This is a genomic window from Flavobacterium sp., from assembly GCF_029945805.1.
Classification (GTDB): Bacteria; Bacteroidota; Bacteroidia; order Flavobacteriales; family Flavobacteriaceae; genus Flavobacterium.
Window position 1 is genome coordinate 1 of sequence record NZ_JAQSDH010000033.1, and the last position, 17,303, is coordinate 17,303.

A 17,303-nucleotide genomic window follows, 5' to 3' on the forward strand; every position below is an offset into this window, starting at 1 on the left:
TTTAATCTATCTATTTTTGTCTTATAATCTGTATCGATTATTTAGGACTAGTCAAATCAAATAATGATTTAATTTCTTTTTCGGTCTTCCCTAATTTTTCTTGCAACTTTCCCCACATTTCTTGCTCTTTTCCTTCTTCAAACAACAAATCGTCATCGGTTAGGTCAGCAAATTTTTGTTTCATTTTTCCTTTTAACTGTTCCCAGTTTCCTTTAATTTCTGTTGAATTTGGCATGATTATAAATTTTTAATTAAACAAATTTTCTATAATCCAAAGTTCGGAATTTACAGTCTTTAGCTTCTTACAGAAGTGTTGGTATAAGTTATAAGATTTCTGATGAGGTTTAAATAGTTCATTTATAACAACTATTCTGGATCTTGCTATATTATGGAATCAAAGCCGTTTTTACCCTGCGGAAGTTTATAATTGATATACGTAAACTTGAAAATTATGTTGGGACAATTCACTAAATCCTAGGGAAGATATTCTAGAAGTTACGGATGATTAGTTTATATACGGAAGCACTAAAATAAGAGACGGAAGCACGTTCCGAGGCCGGGAGGCTTTGGAAATCATCAAAGTTTGGTTTTTACTATTTTTGGAAATAGCTACAAGATAATTTTTTTTCTAATTGCAATGAGTATGAATAGAAATCCCGTGAAGGCAATAAAAAACGGAACAATAAACTCAATCAAACCCATAGGAAGCATGACGGCGATTATCAATAATTGAAAACCCAGTCCATAGACGGAAAGTAGCGTCATAAACCAATTGGGAAACGATTTAACCTTATATGCTTCGGGATCGAGTAGGTGAATGATTTTATCAAAAACACCATAGACAACTGTGTAAATTCCAAATAAAATAGTTACCGATTGTTGCGTTTCACCTGGTAAAGCTTTCGGAGTTTTGTATTCAAATATTTTACTGGTAGTATCACCTCCAACCGATTTATTTCTCAATATTACATAGTAATAGTTGTATAAAGTGCCTTGTAGTTGAATACCAATAAAGGCCAAAATACTCATCAAAATAGAAGTGTTTGAAACGTAGCAAATAGCCATCAAAAACATGAAATTCAGAATAATATCAAACACGCTATCTAAATATCTTCCAAAGTAAGAAGGCGTATTCTTTAAACGAGCCAATTCGCCATCAGCAGCGTCAATCCCCGATTTTAAAACGATAAAACATCCCGCAAGGAAATAATGATTGGTGAGTATGCAATAAATAGCAATCAATCCAGATAGCCCGAAAAGTAAGGTAACGTGAATAGGAGTGAAGCGCGTATTTTTTAGTTGGTTGGCCAAAAAGCGTCCAAAAGATCTTCCATAATCGGATAAATCTAAAAATTGATCTTGAGCTGCAAGTTTTGACATTTAACGTTCATAAACTGGGAATTGTGACAATATAGTCGATTGTTTTTTGCCACAGATTCACTGATTTTAAAATCATTTTTAATCTGTGAATCTGTGGCAAAACTTCACGGATATTTGTACTCTAACTGGACAATTTTTGTATTTCTATTTTACTTTGATAAACGGTGTAAAGTATACGTCATTGCCGTCAATAAAAAGAAGGCCATCACTTGGTGAATTAATCCCAACCAAAGCGGAACACTGTATAACAGAGTGAAAACGCCTAAAGTAAATTGCAGAAACACAATAACAACTAAAGCATTTAGACCATTTTGTTGTTGCGCACTTAACACATATTGTTTGCTTTTGAAATATAAGAATAAAATCAAACCTACCACTACATATGCCATAGTTCGGTGTACAAACTGAACGCCACTTTTGCCTTCTGTAAATCGAGTTAACCAAGAATCTTTTTCTAATAGTATACTTTCGTGAAAGAACTGCCCGTCACTCATTAGCGGCCAGTGGTTGTGAAGTAGTCCGGCATTTAAACCAGCTACAAATCCACCATAAATTATTTGAATTATAAGGAAAACTAGCGTGATTCGAGCCAATTTTTTCAATGGAAGAATAACTTGTTTTCTATCAGGATAAATCAAATCCAACGAAACCCAAAGTGTGTAAGCAAAAGTGATAAAGGCAAAAGTTAAGTGCAAGGCCAATCTAAAATGACTCACATCCGGATCGTCAATCAAACCACTTTTTACCATGAACCAACCAAAAAAACCTTGTAAAGCGCCCATTCCCAATAGAATGAAACATTTATTTAACGTTGCTTTGTCAATTCGTTTTTTAATCAAAAAATACACAAACGGAACAATAAAGACCAACCCAATAATACGGCCGATAAAACGGTGGAACCATTCCCAGAAATATATGAATTTATAATCCGAAAGTTGAAAATCGTTATGAATATTAATTTTTTGGTATTCAGGAAACTGTTTATATGCCTCAAATGCTGCGTTCCATTTTGCATCAGTTAATGGCGGTAGCGTATCGGTAACCAAATGCCAATCGGTCATTGATAAACCTGAATTGGTTAGTCGGGTAATTCCACCCACAACGACCATTATGAAGACTAAAACACAACCCGAAAGTAACCAATAAATAACGGCTTTATCTTTTTTCATATCTAAATACTGTGGTGCAAAATTATCGATAACATTGCATATTCTAGCTTCAACAAAAGTTAATCTAATACTAAGGTTAGGCCATTTTTTTAAGCCCCATTTTCTCTGCTCTTTTTAAAACAAAATCATAAGCTGCTTGATACTCATTCGGAATTTCACCTTCTAAAATTGCCTCTTTGACCGCTTCTTTTAAAACGCCAATTTCTCGTGATGGTTTCAAATTGAAGAGTTCCATAATCTCTTCGCCAGAAATCGGGGGTTGAAAATTACGAACTTGGTCGCGTTCTTCCACTTCAATTATTTTTTGTCGAACAAGATCAAAATTGTTGTGGTATTTTTTAAATTTCGTAGGATTCTTGGTCGTGATGTCGGCTTCGCATAATGTCATTAGATTATCAACATCTTCGCCGGCATCAAAAACCAAACGACGCACAGCTGAATCGGTAACGATATCTTCAGAAAGTACGATTGGACGCGAACTTAGCATCACCATTTTGGCCACAAATTTCATCTTTTGGTTCAATGGCATGTGCAATCTTTCAAAGATTTTCTTTACCATTTTTCCGCCAAGAAACTCATGTCCGTGAAACGTCCAGCCTTGTTTTTTGTTGAACTTCTTAGTGGGCGCTTTTCCAATATCGTGCAATAATGCAGCCCATCGCAACCACACATCTTCGGTATTCGGACAAATGTTGTCAACGACTTCCAAGGTATGATAAAAGTTGTTTTTATGCGTATGACCTTCAATTTCTTCTACGTTATTTAACGCAGTTAATTCGGGAAGAATAATATCTAAAAGTCCGGTTTTATATAAAAGTAAAAAGCCAATAGATGGTTTAGGTGTAGACAAAATCTTGTTCAATTCATCAACAATTCGTTCACCAGAAATAATACTGATTCTTTTTTTATTGCGTTCAATTGCGTTTAACGATTCGGCTTCAATTTTAAAGTTTAATTGGGTAGCAAAACGAATACCGCGCATCATTCGCAACGGATCATCAGAATACGTAATATCTGGATTTAAAGGTGTTTTGATAAGCTTATTTTCCAAATCAGTCAAACCTTCAAATGGATCAATTAAATCACCATAGTTTTTTTCGTTTAACGAAAAAGCTAGGGCGTTGATGGTAAAATCACGTCGGTTTTGATCGTCTTCAAGCGTGCCATTTTCTACCATTGGATTGCGGCTGTCTTCGGAATAGCTTTCTTTTCGCGCACCTACAAACTCAATGTCAATATCTTTGTACCGAAGCATGGCCGTTCCATAGTTCTTAAAAATCTGTACTTTGGGTTTGTTTGGAAGTAATTCAGAAACCTTCAAAGCCAAATCAATTCCGGAGCCAATGGCCACAATATCAATGTCTTTTTTGAAGTCGCGTTGCAAGATATGATCACGCACGAATCCGCCAATCACATAACTTTCAAGCTGAAGTGCTGTGCTTGCTTTTGCAACTATTTTAAATATAGGATTTTCTAATGCTTTAGTGTAGTTCATTTTGTGTCTCAAGTTTTAGGTTTCAAGTTTGAAGGTTAGCTGAACTTGAAACCTAAAACTTGAAACAAAAAAATTACTTACGAATAATTTTCACCTGATGATCTAGCGAAAGCTTAATAATCGTTGATGGATTTTTGCAAATTTTTTCGTGGTGCAAATTTACTACATAGTCTACACCTTTTATAATTTCGGGCGCAATTTCTTTGAAAGATTTTGGTGCAAACATTCCAGATATATTTGCTGAAGTCGAAACCAATGGTTTTTTCATGCGTTCCATCAGTTTGAAACAGAAAGGCTCTTTTACTATTCGAACTCCAAGTGTTTTGTCATCCGCGATAATATTCGGTGCCACATTTCGTGGATTATCTAAAATCAAGGTGGTTGGTTTCTCCGATAAGTCCATGATTTGCCATGCTGCTTCCGGAATTTCTTTAAACACATTGTACAACATTTTTTCACCATTCATTAGCACAATCATGCTTTTGCTTTCTGCACGCTGTTTTAAAGCGTAGATTTTTTCTACAGCTTCTGCATTAGTTGCATCGCAGCCAATTCCCCAAACGGTATCGGTAGGATAGAGGATGATTCCGCCATTTTGAATGACTTCAAATGCTTTATGAACTTCAGAATTTAAATCCATTTTTTATTTTTTTAGGGTTTTTGCTGGCTTTTTCAAATCGTTTCCTTTCATAGTATAATACCAAGCCAGTGCCATTAATTTATTATGTTTCAATTCCAAATTATTTTTTTTGGAATGTGTTTCTTTGAAAGTGGTTAAATCTATTTCTTCAACATTCGATCCTTTCGGAAAATAATACAAATCGTTACCTTCAATCATTTTGTCAAAAGCAATTCCTTCATTTTTCCCTTTGGTAAACATTGATTCACCAAAGCTATAATATTCAAAACCTTTTGGAGCAATCATTTCTATAAGTGTTGGCATAATATCAATGTGGCTTCCTGGAGTTAATTTTAGCGATCTCGGAATTGATTTTCCATAAATAATATACGCTACAGAAGACTTCTCATATAGGTTTGGTTTATTATTTACGAACTTTCGCCCAAAATGATCTCCTGTGAAGTTGAAAACACTTTCGGTAAATTCTTTTTCTGCTTTTTTAACGAATTCGCCAATCGCTTTATCTCCATACCAAAGATGGCCCAATTCTTTCATATTCATAGCACCGTCATAATATTTTTTCATTGCTGGTGGAAAATCATCAGGCGATTTATACGGAAAACCTTTTGCTTCCAAATCAACAGTATACGGTGCATGATAGCTTGATGTCAATATGATATTTAAAGAATATTTATTTTTATTGGTATGTTGCAGCACGAGATTGAAAACTTTCTCATCTTCAATTCCCCAACCGCCGGTATCGGTTTTTCCACCCGCATCTACACCAGAATAAATTCGGTCTACGCCATAATATTTAGACAAATCGCCGATATTTTCCCAAGATAAAAAACCGCCGTAATAAAAATTGGTTTCGTAGCCTAACTTCTTAAACTGCGTAAAAATAGAAGTTTCAAAAGGCGCATTTGCCGTTCCGATGTGACTTAGATTGATGCCACAATTCGGCACATTGGTCATGATGGCTCCAAATGAGTCAATAGTGGTATTTCCTGCGGCTAAAAAGTGAGAGAAATGGGTTCCGTTTTGGGCAATGTTATTTAGTTGTGTGGAGAAATTAAACGGCAAGTATTTATCCATTAAGGGCCAAGAATCGTAGCTTTCCATAACTACAATGAATATCTGTTTCGGTTTTTCAATAGTTGCCCCTTGCGCAGTTTTTTTTACGATATCGGTAACTTTATCTTGAGGAAATGTTGCTTTAAAAAGTTTTTCATCCATGTATGGATTTTTATCTCCAATTTCATTGAGTCTGTTGAAATCTTTGATGGCGTATTTTAATGAACGAAACGGATTGATAATGGTTTTGTTCAGAAAATTATCCTTTGAAATTCCGGAATATTCTCGTAACACAGGAATTGAAGAAACCGATCCGCGAATTCCGAAAATAAATAAAGTAATAAGAAGAAAAACTAGTATGTACGGACTTCCTTTGAAGTTTAGTTTATTCAAAAATTGGTAAATGCGCTCTTTATTTTCAAAATAGCTGAAGGTAAAAATCCCTAAAATTATCGTTAGCATGATAATCAAACTGTTTAATACTGGATAAAAATCAACTAAGATTGTATTTAAAACTGCTTTTTTATCATCGTAAAGTCCCAAAAATAAAAAATGATTGAACTGATCTCCGTATTCTTTAAAATAATTTAGGGTAATAACGCAAATTAATGTGGAAAGAATCACAAATAGTACTTGATGAATTTTTCGAATTACACTAATAACATAGAATTTTCCCAACGGAGACAATGCCAATAACAAAAGCAAAGGAAGTAATAGAAAATAAGCAATAGCGGTGCAATCAAAACGAAATCCCATTAAAAATACATTTCCATAATCGGCTAAATCAAAAGGATGTGTTATTTTTTTGCGGAAAAATAAAATGAAAATAATTCTGAATAGGGTAAAGAAAAGTGCTCCAAAAATCCAAAAGAAAATCAGATTGCCGAATTCTTTTAGAAAGCCATTCCATTTTGATTCTGAAGACATATATTGTGTTTTACGCACTAATTATTTGGTGTTATACAAACCAAGTTTTCTTTTCAAAAGTTTGAAATTTAATTCAAATGTTTGTACGAACTGATTCTTCAAGCTGGTAAAAAACCAAGCGCTGTATGGAATTTTTTTTTCTGAAATTAATTTGTTTGCTTCACCAGAAAGTTTGAAATTCTTTTTAATATTTTTCCATTCAACTAAACCATAGCCGTCAAATTTATTGATTTTATTGCGTTGGTGAATGATAGAAAGCCATAATCGTTTATCGCCCAATTGCGTTACTTTTTTATCGCGTTTCCAATACCGGTGGTCTTGATAAAAAGCTGTTTTCGGATTTTCATTTTTTTCAATCAAACTGATAAACGGATTGAAAAGTTGTTCTTTTTTTCCTAAAATATAAGAGGGCTCAATTTGCAGTGAATAGCCTTTTATAAAATCGATAGCGCGATAGTCTTGTTGGTTGAATTGCTTCTGAACTTCATTGATGAAATCCACATGAATACTATCATCGTTGTCAATTCGAGTAGTTATTAAGTACTTTTTATCTTTAGTTTCCTGAGCAATATATTTTGTTAATTCGGGCATAAAAGACGGCATGGCATCCACAAAAAAAACTTTGAAATTAAGTTGGTTTTTAATCAATTCCAGAATTCGGTTTTTATAAATGTCTTTTGTATTCGTATCAAAATACAAAACCCATTCAAAATTTTGATTGGTTTGTGCCGCTACTGAAGGAAAACAAAAATTCTCAAACAACCACATTCGGTTGTCCATCCATTCATCAGTTAATAACTGCTCATTGTTTTTGGTAACGTCCCAATAATCTGCTCTTAGATTGAATCGGGTAATTAAATAATGATTAAACATGTAATGGATTTTTTTTACTTCGTACAATTCGACCCTTTTGGTCTCGGCTGTAAAATTAGTTATTTTTTCGACGCCCAAAAACGATACGGTTACTTTTGCTTAAAATCCAATTTATTCTTTATGTTTGTAGGGTATGAAGTTGTCTATAATTATATCCACATATAATTCGGAAGAATGGTTGCACAAAGTGCTGCTGGGCTATACTATTCAATCGGAAAACGACTTTGAGATTATTGTTGCAGATGATGGTTCGACCAATAAAACTAAGAGTGTAATCGATTCTTTCCGAGACAAATTCAAACATCCAATTCAACATGTTTGGCACGAAGATCTAGGGTTTAGAAAATGTAAAATTCTGAATACGGCAATTTTAGCATCCAACTCAGATTATTTATTGTTTACCGATGGCGATTGCATTCCTCGAAAAGATTTCGTGGCACAACATCTAAAAGAAAAAGAAAAAGGATTCTTTCTTTCTGGCGGTTATTTCAAACTCCCGATGAACATTTCAACTACAATTTCGGATCATGACATTATTCATCAAAAATGTTTTAAGGTTTCTTGGCTTCGAAAACAGGGATTGAAATTGAGCTTTAAGATTACCAAACTCAATAATAATAAGTATTTTGCTAAGTTTATGAATTGGCTTACGCCGACAAAACGCTCTTGGAACGGACATAATTCTTCCGGATTCAAATCGGATATTCTAGCTATAAACGGATTTAATGAGTTACTCGACTATGGCGGAGAAGATCGTGAAATGGGCGAACGTTTGTTTAATAACGGCTTGTTGTCTAAACAAATTCGGTACAGGGCAATTTGCATCCATTTGGATCATTCTAGAGGCTACGTCAATCTAGAAAAAGTTGCTTATAATTTGGAAGTTCGTAAATTCAACAAAAAAAATAATGTTACTCGAATAGAAACGGGAATAACACAGAATATGTAATTTTGCAACTATTAAATGAAGAACTATGACACTATCGGTTATTTTTAGTACTTATAATTCGGAAGAATGGCTTGAAAAAACCATTATAGGTTTTAGCGTGCAAACCTTTAAAGATTTTGAAATTATCATTGCCGATGATGGTTCCAGAGATGCAACACGCGAATTAGTTGACCGATTAAGAAAAGAAATTTCGATTCCGATCATTCACGTTTGGCAAGAAGACAACGGTTTCCAGAAATCACAAATCTTGAATAAAGCTATCTTAGCATCCACTTCCGATTATTTAATTTTTACTGATGGCGACTGCATTCCGAGAGAAGATTTTGTAGAAGTGCACATGAAGTATAGGGAAGAAGGCTATTTCCTTTCGGGCGGTTATTTTAAATTGCCGATGGCTATTTCAAAAGCAATTACCAAAGAAGATATTGTTTCACAGAATTGTTTCGATTTAAAATGGTTAAAATCCCAAGGATTAAATTCTAGCGGAAAAAACATAAAATTTATTGCCTCTGGAATTTCAGCCAAAATTCTAAATTTCATTACACCAACTAATGCATCTTGGAATGGTCACAATTCATCGGGTTGGAAAAAAGATTTGGTTGCCGCTAACGGTTTCAACCAAGAAATGCAATATGGCGGGCAAGATCGTGAATTGGGTGAACGATTATTTAATAAAGGTTTGAAATCCAAACAAATAAGATACTCAGCTATCTGCGTTCATTTAGATCATAAACGCGGTTATGTCAATAAAGAAACATGGAAGAAAAATTACGATATCAGAGCAAATACACGAAAAAACAAAGTGGTAAAAACGCCAATTGGAATAGAATCTAATTTTTAACAAAGAATCCTTATGCGCATTTGTATCACTCGTTCTAGCAGAAATGCTTACTCTGAAACTTTCATTCGCGATCAAATTGAAGGATTTTCAAAATTGGCCGACGTTTATACAATTTACAGCGGACGCCTTCCTGAAAAACAAGAAGATGGAAAACCTTTGAATTCAGGACCATTCAGGCTGATGCATAAAATTGTGAAGGGAATAGTTGGAAGAAATAATTTTTTCGGCGATTATGGCGTAAAAAAATACCTAAAAGACAATAAAATTGAAGTTGTTTTAGCAAATTACGGGATGCCTGCCGCACATATGGTATCCGTTTGTAAATCGTTAAATATCCCATTGCTGGTTATTTTTCATGGTCATGATGCCACTGATAAAAAATTGCTTAAAGAATATTATAATAAATATCAAAAACTTTTTAACTATGCTTCTTTTCTACTGCCAGTTTCAGAAGATTTAAAAAGTGGATTGATTGCGATTGGTGCCACTCCTGAAAAAATTAAGGTAATTCCGTGTGGTGTTGATATAACTAAGTTTAAACCTGGAATAAATAGTCCTAAAAGTAACTTTATTGCGGTTGGTCGTTTTACAGAAAAGAAAGGTCCTTTGCACACAATTGGTGCATTTTATAAGGTTTTGAAGCTGTATCCGAAAACTAAATTAATTATGGTTGGTGGAAAATCAAGTCTTTTTGAAAAATGTGAAAATCTGGTTAAAAAATTGAATATAAGTGATTCAGTAATTTTTACAGGAATTTTAAATTCAGATGAAATAGCTGATTTAATGCGGAGTTCCCTTGCTTTTGTTCAGCATTCTATAACTGCTCCAAATGGTGATACAGAAGGAACTCCTGTTGGAGTCCTTGAAGCAAGTGCTTCTGGACTTCCAGTTGTAAGTACTCTTCATGGTGGAATAAAAGAAGCGGTACTTCACGGAAAAACAGGTTTTTTAGTAGAAGAAAAGGATGAAAATGGTATGGCTGAGTTTATGATTCAACTTTTAGAAAACCCTGAAATGGCAAAAGATATGGGAATCAATGGTAGAAATCATATTGTTGAAAATTATTATCAAGAAAATCAGATAAAAAAAATCTATGAACTTGCTAAAGAGGCAATAGGTTCATAGATTTTTCTACGTTTTTATTTGGATTAAACCGCTACATCATATTCTCTCAAAGCGTCGTTAAGTGATGTTTTCAAATCGGTAGAAGGTTTTCTGGTTCCAATGATTAACGCACATGGCACTTGAAAATCGCCAGCAGCAAATTTCTTAGTATAACTTCCCGGAATAACCACAGAACGAGCTGGAACAAATCCTTTGTATTCTATGGGTTCGTCACCAGTTACATCAATGATTTTTGTTGATGCCGTCAGACAAACATTGGCACCAAGGACAGCTTCTTTTTCAACACGAACGCCTTCTACCACAATGCAACGCGAACCGATAAAAGCACCATCTTCAATAATAACTGGAGCCGCTTGCAATGGTTCTAGAACGCCGCCAATTCCAACGCCGCCAGACAAGTGAACATTTTTGCCGATCTGAGCACAACTTCCCACCGTTGCCCACGTATCCACCATAGTTCCTTCATCTACATAAGCACCAATATTTACATAGCTCGGCATTAAAATTACACCTTTTGAAATATAAGCACCGTAACGTGCTGTTGCTGGCGGAACTACACGAATACCTTTTTCGGCGTATCCTGTTTTTAGCAACATTTTGTCGTGGTATTCAAAAATTCCAGCTCCCCAAGTTTCCATTTTCTGAATTGGAAAATACATAACTACCGCTTTTTTTACCCATTCGTTTACCTGCCAACCAGTAGAAGTTGGTTCAGCAACGCGCAAAGTGCCAGCGTCAAGTAATGCTATAACGTCACGAATGGTTTTTAGCGTCGTTTCCTCTTTCAATAATTCTCGATTTTCCCAAGCTTTTTCTATAATGGATTGTATGTTGTTCATGATTTTTTTGAATTTTAGCAAAGATACCTTTTTTAGATCATTAGTAAAATTGAAAGTTATTTAACTTTAACTTATGAATTGATTTAATATTTTTGGTCAACTTATTTAATCTCCATGAAAAAATTTACTTTAGTACTTCTTATAATCCTAGTAGTCAGTTGTCAAAAACAAGGGACTAACGATAAAAAAGTAGTTATAAACGACATGCATAACGCTAAAAATTCTTTGGATTATGTTGGAATCTATAAGGGAATTTTACCTTGTATCGATTGTAGTGGTTTACAAACCGAAATCGCAATAAATGAAAATTCCACCTTTTGTATTAAAACAAAATACGATGGAAAAGGCGATAAAGTATTTATGCAGAAAGGAAATTTTACTTGGAATAAGCAAGGGAATATAATAATTTTAAATGGTGTGAATGGGGCTAATCAATATTTTGTTGGAGAACAAACTTTGACTCAGCTTGATGTTTATGGTAAAAAAAGTACCGGAAGTTTTGCTGACGATTACATATTATCAAAACAGCCTACCGATACATCAGCTATTGAAACGGTAGAAGATCACAATAAAGTAACAGTCGATTTGAACAGTCGAATTGCAACTACAACAGTGATCCAAAAAGTCAATCCTGCTGTTGGAAAATATACATTGTCAGAAACCAAATGGAAATTAATTTCACTTAACAAAGAAAAAGTAAGGCAAAAAGGTAAAGATGTTTATTACTTAAAACTTAAATCAAAGGACGGAAGATTTGTAGCTTTATCTGGTTGTAATACTATAATAGGGTATTATGCCATGCCATCAGCAACCACTTTATCATTTTTAGGAATTACTTCAACTAAGATGGATTGCGCCGATATAGTGTTGGAAAGTCACTTTTTTACTATGCTGGCAGAAACCAATAGCTATAAATTGGATAATAAAACGTTGAAATTGTATCGAAATGGTAAGATATTGGCAGAATTCAATGCCTTTACGGAATAAAATAATCGGTAAGAAAATAAAGCATGCTATTATATAAGCAATAGTAAAAATTGTATAATTTTTTAAAAAGTACTTACTTTACTTTTGCCCCATATAACCTATAAAACTTTATTATGAAAAACATTTATTTTACGATTGCGATTTTATTTCTTGGTTTCGTTAGTTGCAAAAACAACGATACCACTACTGAAAGTTCAGATACGTTTATTGATTCTACTGCCATTCAACAAGATAGCATTACTGCAAAAGATACGCTAAGTTATGTTTCAGATACGGTTTCAACACAAGTTGATTCTTCTGATGCTAAATCCAATGTTAAATTACCAAACAAAATTTCGGAAACAACTACAGTTATCTCAGGAGAAAAAGGAAAATTTCCCTTAGCAGAAACTAAATGGGAACTGGTTGAATTAAACGGAAAGACTGTAGCGAAAACTACTAAACGTGATTATTTTATCAATTTTGATTCTAAGAGCGGTACGTTTAAGGCTTTTGTCGGTTGTAATAAAATCTCTGGAAATTATTTTATGAAATCAACTACTAAATTAGGATTTACTAATGTTATTTCTACAAGAATGGCTTGTGAAAACATGGATGTTGAAAGAAATTTTTTCAATAATCTACAAAAAACAGATAATTATATGATAGAGGGTAAAATGCTCCATCTTCACATGGGTAAAAAAGCAATAGCAAAATTTGAAGCTATCAAATAAACGAGTATTTATTTAGACAATCCTTGTACATCACAAGGATTTTTTTTTAAAATCTTTAAGTATCTTTGTCACTAAATCTTATAAAGTCGAACTGTACAAAGTAAAAATAATCATTCAAGATGCCAAGAATCCTTGCTATAGATTACGGATTTAAACGAACGGGAATTGCTGTTACCGATGAATTGCAAATTATTGCTTCGGGCTTAACTACGGTGCCATCAACTACCACGATCACATTTTTAAAAGAGTATTTTTCAAAAGAAACGGTCGCAAAGGTTTTAATTGGTGAACCAAAACAAATGAATGGAACACCTTCTGAAAGTACAGCAGTAATCGAAAAATTTGTAGCGGATTTTAAAATGGCTTTTCCAAAAATGCCTATTGACAGAGTGGACGAACGATTTACTTCAAAAATGGCTCGTCAGACGATGATTGACAGTGGACTCAAAAAGAAACAACGCCAAAATAAAGGATTGATTGACGAAATTGCAGCAACAATTTTGCTTCAAGATTATTTGACCCGAAAAATGATTTAATTTCCTTATTTTTGCAAAAAAAAATTCAGAAATGATTATTCCTATTTACGGTTATGGCGAACCTGTTTTGCGACAAGTGGCAACGGAAATCACTCCCGATCACCCGAATCTAAAAGAGATCATCACCAATATGTATGATACAATGTACAATGCTTATGGCGTAGGATTGGCCGCACCACAAGTTGGTATGGCAATCCGATTATTTGTTATAGATACAGAACCTTTCAGCGATAGCGATAATTTATCAAAAGAAGAGCAGGCGCAGTTGAAAAACTTCAAAAAAACATTCATGAATGCCAAAATGCTTGCCGAAGATGGCGATGAATGGGGATTTAATGAAGGTTGTTTAAGTATTCCTGATGTTCGCGAAGACGTGGTCAGAAACGAAAGAATTACAATTGAATATTGTGAAGAAGATTTCGTTAGAAAAACAGAAATTTTTGATGGTTTGATTGCCAGAGTTATACAGCACGAATACGATCATATACAAGGAGTTTTGTTTACCGATAAAATTTCGATGCTGAAAAAAACATTAATCAAAAAGAAACTGCAAAACATCATGGATGGTAAAGCTTTTCCTGATTACCGAATGAAATTTGCCAATAAAAAAGGAAGGTAGTTTTTAGTAACAATTTCAAAAAGCAATAACAATCTAAATAATACTGCTTTTTAAAATTGATATTGATATTGATTTTTGAAATATATATATTTGTCCCATAAATTATACTAAAATATGAATGTAGAAAAAATATTAGCCATTGCCGGAAAACCAGGCTTATTCGAATTAAAAGTCCAAACGCGCTCCGGCTTTTTAGCAGAATCATTATTAGATGGAAAAAAAATCACAGTGGGATTGAGAAGTAATGTTAGTTTACTTTCTGAAATTTCAATGTACACTTATACTGAAGAAAAACCATTAGTTGAAATCATGAGAGCAATTGCTGTCAAAGAAAATGAAGGACCGACTGCTGTTTCTCATAAAGATGATAATGTTAAGTTAATCGCTTACTTCAAAGAAATTTTACCCGATTATGATGAAGACAGAGTATATGCTTCTGACATCAAAAAATTATTGAACTGGTATAATATTCTTCAAGCAAAGGGATTGGTTTCTAAAGAAGAACCAAAAGTAGAAAGCGCCGAAGAAGTAAAAGAACAAGTGGTAAAAGAAGTTAAGACTAAAGAAACTAAAGAACCAAAGGAAGTAAAAGAAAAGAAAGAAGCTAAGCCGAAAGCTAAAAAATAGTTAATTACTTTCTAATAAATATAAATCCTATTGCTGATTTCAGCGATAGGATTTTTTTATTTTTACGATGTCACCCTGAGCGCAGTCGAAGGGCTTTTCTCTAAAGTTAACCTTACACTTTCAATATGAACAAACGTCAACAGCAACTCGATGCTTTCTGCAGACTACTAGATATTATGGACGATTTGCGTGAAAAATGTCCTTGGGATAAAAAGCAAACGCTTGAAAGTCTTCGTCATCTTACCATTGAAGAAACTTACGAATTAGGCGATGCCATTCTAGATAATAATCTGCAGGAAATCAAAAAAGAATTAGGTGATTTGTTGTTGCACATTGTTTTTTATGCCAAAATCGGAAGCGAAACCAACGATTTTGATATGGCGGATGTGTGTAACGAAATCTGCGATAAATTGATTCACCGTCACCCCCATATTTACGGCGATGTTGTCGTTGCAGATGAAGAAGAAGTAAAGCAAAACTGGGAAAAGCTCAAACTCAAAGAAGGAAAGAAATCGGTATTAGAAGGCGTTCCGAAAAGTTTACCAGCATTAGTAAAAGCAAGCCGAATTCAAGACAAAGTAAAAGGAGTTGGGTTTGATTGGGAAGAATCGCATCAGGTTTGGGATAAAGTCCAAGAAGAATTACAAGAACTGCAAGTTGAGGTTGAGGCGGGTGATCAAGATAAAATAGAAGCAGAATTTGGAGATGTATTATTCTCCATGATTAATTATGCCCGATTTCTAAAGGTAAATCCGGAAGACGCTTTGGAACGCACTAATAAAAAATTCATCAAACGATTTATGTATTTAGAAAGTAAAGCCAGCGAACTCGGAAAGCCATTAATGGATATGACGCTAGCAGAGATGGACGTTTTTTGGAACGAAGCGAAGAAATTATAGAAAGTAGTTAGCACTAAGTAGATTCGCAGATTTTCAGATATTTAGGTAGTAGATTTTTCTATTGTCTGAAAATCTAAAATTTAACATCTATTTCCATATATTTGAAAGCAACTAATCAACTTAAACCAATTTATGTCTGAAGAAACTACTACGTCAGTTCACCCAGAAGGCTCGGGTCACCATTTACAACGCTCCTTAGGATTAATCGATGCTACAAGTATTGTCGCCGGTTCTATGATAGGTTCCGGAATCTTTATCGTAACCGTTTATATGGCGCGCGATTTAGGTTCGGCTGCATGGATTTTAATTACTTGGGTAATCACAGGATTATTAACAATGTCAGCTGCTTTGAGTTATGGCGAATTAGCTGGAATGATGCCAACTGCCGGAGGACAATTTGTTTACATCCAAAGAGCCTACGGGAAACTGGCTTCTTTTCTTTATGGTTGGACGGTTTTTACTGTAATTCAAACGGGAGTTATTGCAGCGGTGGCGGTTACTTTTGCTAATTATACCGCAGTATTTTTTCCGATTTTGCAAGATGAAATTTTCAAGGTTGGCGATTTTTTTGTCTTTAAAAACAGCCAAATTTTAGCAATGTTTAGTATCATATTGCTAACTTATATTAATACAAAAGGTGTAAAAAGTGGAAAAGTAATTCAATTGGTTTTTACATCGGCTAAGCTAATTGCGTTGTTTGCTTTAATTGCTTTCGGATTGTATATTGGATTTCATACCGATACTTTTTCGAATAACTTTACAAATACATGGGAAGCCAGTAAAACGGTTTTAGACGAAACCACAAAAACGGTAACTGTAACTAAATTAACCGGAATTGCTTTGGCTGGAGCGATTGGTGCCACAATCATCAACTCTTTGTTTTCAAGTGATGCGTGGAATAATGTAACCTTTATTGCAGGAGAAATTAAAGATCCAAAAAAGAATATTCCAAGAAGTTTATTTCTAGGAACTTTGATTGTTACGGTAATTTATATTTTGGCAAATATTGCTTATTTGGCACTTTTACCTTTAAACGGAGCTTTAGATGGGTCGGTTACAGATAACGGGATTATGTTTGCGGCCCAAGATAGAGTAGGTACCGCTGCAGCCAATATGATCATGGGGAATGTTGGTGTTTTTGCAATGGCCGCATTAATTATGATTTCCACTTTTGGATGTAACAGCGGATTGATTTTATCTGGAGGAAGATTATTTTACGCCATGGCGAAAGACAGTCTGTTCTTCAAACAAGCAGGAGAATTAAATAAACATGATGTTCCAGCGAAAGCGCTTTGGATGCAATGCATTTGGGCTTGTGTACTTTGTTCTTCTGGAAAATATGGTGCTTTGTTAACTTATGCAACTTTCGCCTCATTGCTGTTTTACATCTTAACTATTTACGGAATTTTTATCCTTCGAAAAAAAGAACCCAATGCAGAAAGACCCTATAAAGCTTTTGGATATCCTTTAATTCCCGCTTTATATATTATTGTAACAACATTAATTTGTATTGCTTTACTTATTAATGATACATTGAGCACTGGTTTAGGACTCGGAATTGTAGCATTAGGAATTCCAGTTTATTATCTGTTTCTAAATAAAAATGAGAAATAAAAAAAAGTCCCGATTCT

General features: G+C 34.2%; 18 protein-coding genes. 10 read left to right on the forward strand and 8 right to left on the reverse strand.

The window, feature by feature from the left end:
- Positions 1-37: 37 nt before the first annotated feature.
- From PSU83_RS07400 to PSU83_RS07430, 7 genes are all read right to left on the reverse strand, one after another.
- Positions 38-235, reverse strand: coding sequence for a CsbD family protein (locus tag PSU83_RS07400; protein WP_300588428.1), 198 nt, complete (start codon positions 233-235; stop codon positions 38-40).
- A gap of 374 nt (positions 236-609) precedes the next feature.
- Complete coding sequence (locus PSU83_RS07405) at positions 610-1,380, reverse strand: CDP-alcohol phosphatidyltransferase family protein (RefSeq protein WP_300588430.1); 771 nt, start codon at positions 1,378-1,380, stop codon at positions 610-612.
- Positions 1,381-1,529: 149 nt separating this feature from the next.
- The gene (locus tag PSU83_RS07410) at positions 1,530-2,549 is read right to left on the reverse strand and encodes a COX15/CtaA family protein (protein WP_300588431.1); all 1,020 of its coding nucleotides are present in this window, start codon (positions 2,547-2,549) and stop codon (positions 1,530-1,532) included.
- Between the two features lie 76 nt (positions 2,550-2,625).
- On the reverse strand, positions 2,626-4,044 hold the full coding sequence (locus PSU83_RS07415) for an HD domain-containing protein (protein ID WP_300588433.1): 1,419 nt from the start codon (positions 4,042-4,044) through the stop codon (positions 2,626-2,628).
- A 73-nt stretch (positions 4,045-4,117) separates the two neighbouring features.
- The gene (locus PSU83_RS07420; RefSeq protein ID WP_300588435.1) at positions 4,118-4,684 is read right to left on the reverse strand and encodes an L-threonylcarbamoyladenylate synthase; all 567 of its coding nucleotides are present in this window, start codon (positions 4,682-4,684) and stop codon (positions 4,118-4,120) included.
- Between the two features lie 3 nt (positions 4,685-4,687).
- Positions 4,688-6,664, reverse strand: coding sequence for an LTA synthase family protein (locus tag PSU83_RS07425; protein ID WP_300588437.1), 1,977 nt, complete (start codon positions 6,662-6,664; stop codon positions 4,688-4,690).
- 21 nt (positions 6,665-6,685) lie between these two features.
- Positions 6,686-7,537, reverse strand: a complete 852-nt coding sequence (locus PSU83_RS07430; RefSeq protein WP_300588438.1) for a glycosyltransferase — start codon at positions 7,535-7,537, stop codon at positions 6,686-6,688.
- A gap of 133 nt (positions 7,538-7,670) precedes the next feature.
- Between PSU83_RS07430 and PSU83_RS07435 the strand changes: the two genes are divergently transcribed.
- The 3 genes from PSU83_RS07435 to PSU83_RS07445 are packed head-to-tail and all read left to right on the forward strand — an operon-like array spanning position 7,671 to position 10,452.
- Positions 7,671-8,486 carry a glycosyltransferase family 2 protein gene (locus tag PSU83_RS07435; RefSeq protein WP_300588440.1) on the forward strand — a complete coding sequence of 272 codons (816 nt, stop codon included), beginning with the start codon at positions 7,671-7,673 and terminating at the stop codon, positions 8,484-8,486.
- 25 nt (positions 8,487-8,511) lie between these two features.
- A complete protein-coding gene (locus PSU83_RS07440) occupies positions 8,512-9,327 on the forward strand; it encodes a glycosyltransferase family 2 protein (RefSeq protein WP_300588442.1) in 816 nt (271 codons plus the stop codon).
- 12 nt (positions 9,328-9,339) lie between these two features.
- On the forward strand, positions 9,340-10,452 hold the full coding sequence (locus PSU83_RS07445) for a glycosyltransferase family 4 protein (protein WP_300588443.1): 1,113 nt from the start codon (positions 9,340-9,342) through the stop codon (positions 10,450-10,452).
- 23 nt (positions 10,453-10,475) lie between these two features.
- Here PSU83_RS07445 and PSU83_RS07450 read toward each other — a convergent pair whose 3' ends face one another.
- Positions 10,476-11,291, reverse strand: a complete 816-nt coding sequence (locus PSU83_RS07450) for a 2,3,4,5-tetrahydropyridine-2,6-dicarboxylate N-succinyltransferase (RefSeq protein ID WP_300588444.1) — start codon at positions 11,289-11,291, stop codon at positions 10,476-10,478.
- A 114-nt stretch (positions 11,292-11,405) separates the two neighbouring features.
- Between PSU83_RS07450 and PSU83_RS07455 the strand changes: the two genes are divergently transcribed.
- From PSU83_RS07455 to PSU83_RS07485, 7 genes are all read left to right on the forward strand, one after another.
- Positions 11,406-12,278 (forward strand): copper resistance protein NlpE N-terminal domain-containing protein, encoded by an 873-nt coding sequence (locus PSU83_RS07455; protein ID WP_300588446.1) that lies wholly within the window; start codon positions 11,406-11,408, stop codon positions 12,276-12,278.
- A 113-nt stretch (positions 12,279-12,391) separates the two neighbouring features.
- On the forward strand, positions 12,392-12,991 hold the full coding sequence (locus PSU83_RS07460) for an META domain-containing protein (RefSeq protein WP_300588448.1): 600 nt from the start codon (positions 12,392-12,394) through the stop codon (positions 12,989-12,991).
- A 119-nt stretch (positions 12,992-13,110) separates the two neighbouring features.
- Positions 13,111-13,527: a Holliday junction resolvase RuvX gene (gene ruvX, locus PSU83_RS07465; RefSeq protein WP_300588450.1), complete on the forward strand. Its 417-nt coding sequence runs from the start codon at positions 13,111-13,113 to the stop codon at positions 13,525-13,527.
- Positions 13,528-13,558: 31 nt separating this feature from the next.
- Complete coding sequence (gene def, locus PSU83_RS07470) at positions 13,559-14,146, forward strand: peptide deformylase (RefSeq protein WP_300588452.1); 588 nt, start codon at positions 13,559-13,561, stop codon at positions 14,144-14,146.
- Positions 14,147-14,260: 114 nt separating this feature from the next.
- Complete coding sequence (locus PSU83_RS07475) at positions 14,261-14,773, forward strand: DUF5606 domain-containing protein (protein ID WP_300588454.1); 513 nt, start codon at positions 14,261-14,263, stop codon at positions 14,771-14,773.
- A 125-nt stretch (positions 14,774-14,898) separates the two neighbouring features.
- On the forward strand, positions 14,899-15,672 hold the full coding sequence (mazG, locus tag PSU83_RS07480; protein WP_300588456.1) for a nucleoside triphosphate pyrophosphohydrolase: 774 nt from the start codon (positions 14,899-14,901) through the stop codon (positions 15,670-15,672).
- A 132-nt stretch (positions 15,673-15,804) separates the two neighbouring features.
- The gene (locus PSU83_RS07485; protein ID WP_300588458.1) at positions 15,805-17,286 is read left to right on the forward strand and encodes an amino acid permease; all 1,482 of its coding nucleotides are present in this window, start codon (positions 15,805-15,807) and stop codon (positions 17,284-17,286) included.
- Positions 17,287-17,303 lie beyond the last annotated feature (17 nt).

Coding starts and splice junctions, on each gene's coding strand:
- PSU83_RS07410 (WP_300588431.1), bottom strand. CDS start 2,549: ATGAAAAAAGATAAAGCCGTTATTTATTGGTTACTTTCGGGTTGTGTT.
- PSU83_RS07460 (WP_300588448.1), top strand. CDS start 12,392: ATGAAAAACATTTATTTTACGATTGCGATTTTATTTCTTGGTTTCGTT.
- PSU83_RS07425 (WP_300588437.1), bottom strand. CDS start 6,664: ATGTCTTCAGAATCAAAATGGAATGGCTTTCTAAAAGAATTCGGCAAT.
- PSU83_RS07445 (WP_300588443.1), top strand. CDS start 9,340: ATGCGCATTTGTATCACTCGTTCTAGCAGAAATGCTTACTCTGAAACT.
- PSU83_RS07475 (WP_300588454.1), top strand. CDS start 14,261: ATGAATGTAGAAAAAATATTAGCCATTGCCGGAAAACCAGGCTTATTC.
- PSU83_RS07430 (WP_300588438.1), bottom strand. CDS start 7,537: ATGTTTAATCATTATTTAATTACCCGATTCAATCTAAGAGCAGATTAT.
- PSU83_RS07420 (WP_300588435.1), bottom strand. CDS start 4,684: ATGGATTTAAATTCTGAAGTTCATAAAGCATTTGAAGTCATTCAAAAT.
- PSU83_RS07485 (WP_300588458.1), top strand. CDS start 15,805: ATGTCTGAAGAAACTACTACGTCAGTTCACCCAGAAGGCTCGGGTCAC.
- PSU83_RS07400 (WP_300588428.1), bottom strand. CDS start 235: ATGCCAAATTCAACAGAAATTAAAGGAAACTGGGAACAGTTAAAAGGA.
- PSU83_RS07415 (WP_300588433.1), bottom strand. CDS start 4,044: ATGAACTACACTAAAGCATTAGAAAATCCTATATTTAAAATAGTTGCA.
- PSU83_RS07435 (WP_300588440.1), top strand. CDS start 7,671: ATGAAGTTGTCTATAATTATATCCACATATAATTCGGAAGAATGGTTG.
- PSU83_RS07455 (WP_300588446.1), top strand. CDS start 11,406: ATGAAAAAATTTACTTTAGTACTTCTTATAATCCTAGTAGTCAGTTGT.
- def (WP_300588452.1), top strand. CDS start 13,559: ATGATTATTCCTATTTACGGTTATGGCGAACCTGTTTTGCGACAAGTG.
- PSU83_RS07405 (WP_300588430.1), bottom strand. CDS start 1,380: ATGTCAAAACTTGCAGCTCAAGATCAATTTTTAGATTTATCCGATTAT.
- ruvX (WP_300588450.1), top strand. CDS start 13,111: ATGCCAAGAATCCTTGCTATAGATTACGGATTTAAACGAACGGGAATT.
- PSU83_RS07450 (WP_300588444.1), bottom strand. CDS start 11,291: ATGAACAACATACAATCCATTATAGAAAAAGCTTGGGAAAATCGAGAA.
- mazG (WP_300588456.1), top strand. CDS start 14,899: ATGAACAAACGTCAACAGCAACTCGATGCTTTCTGCAGACTACTAGAT.
- PSU83_RS07440 (WP_300588442.1), top strand. CDS start 8,512: ATGACACTATCGGTTATTTTTAGTACTTATAATTCGGAAGAATGGCTT.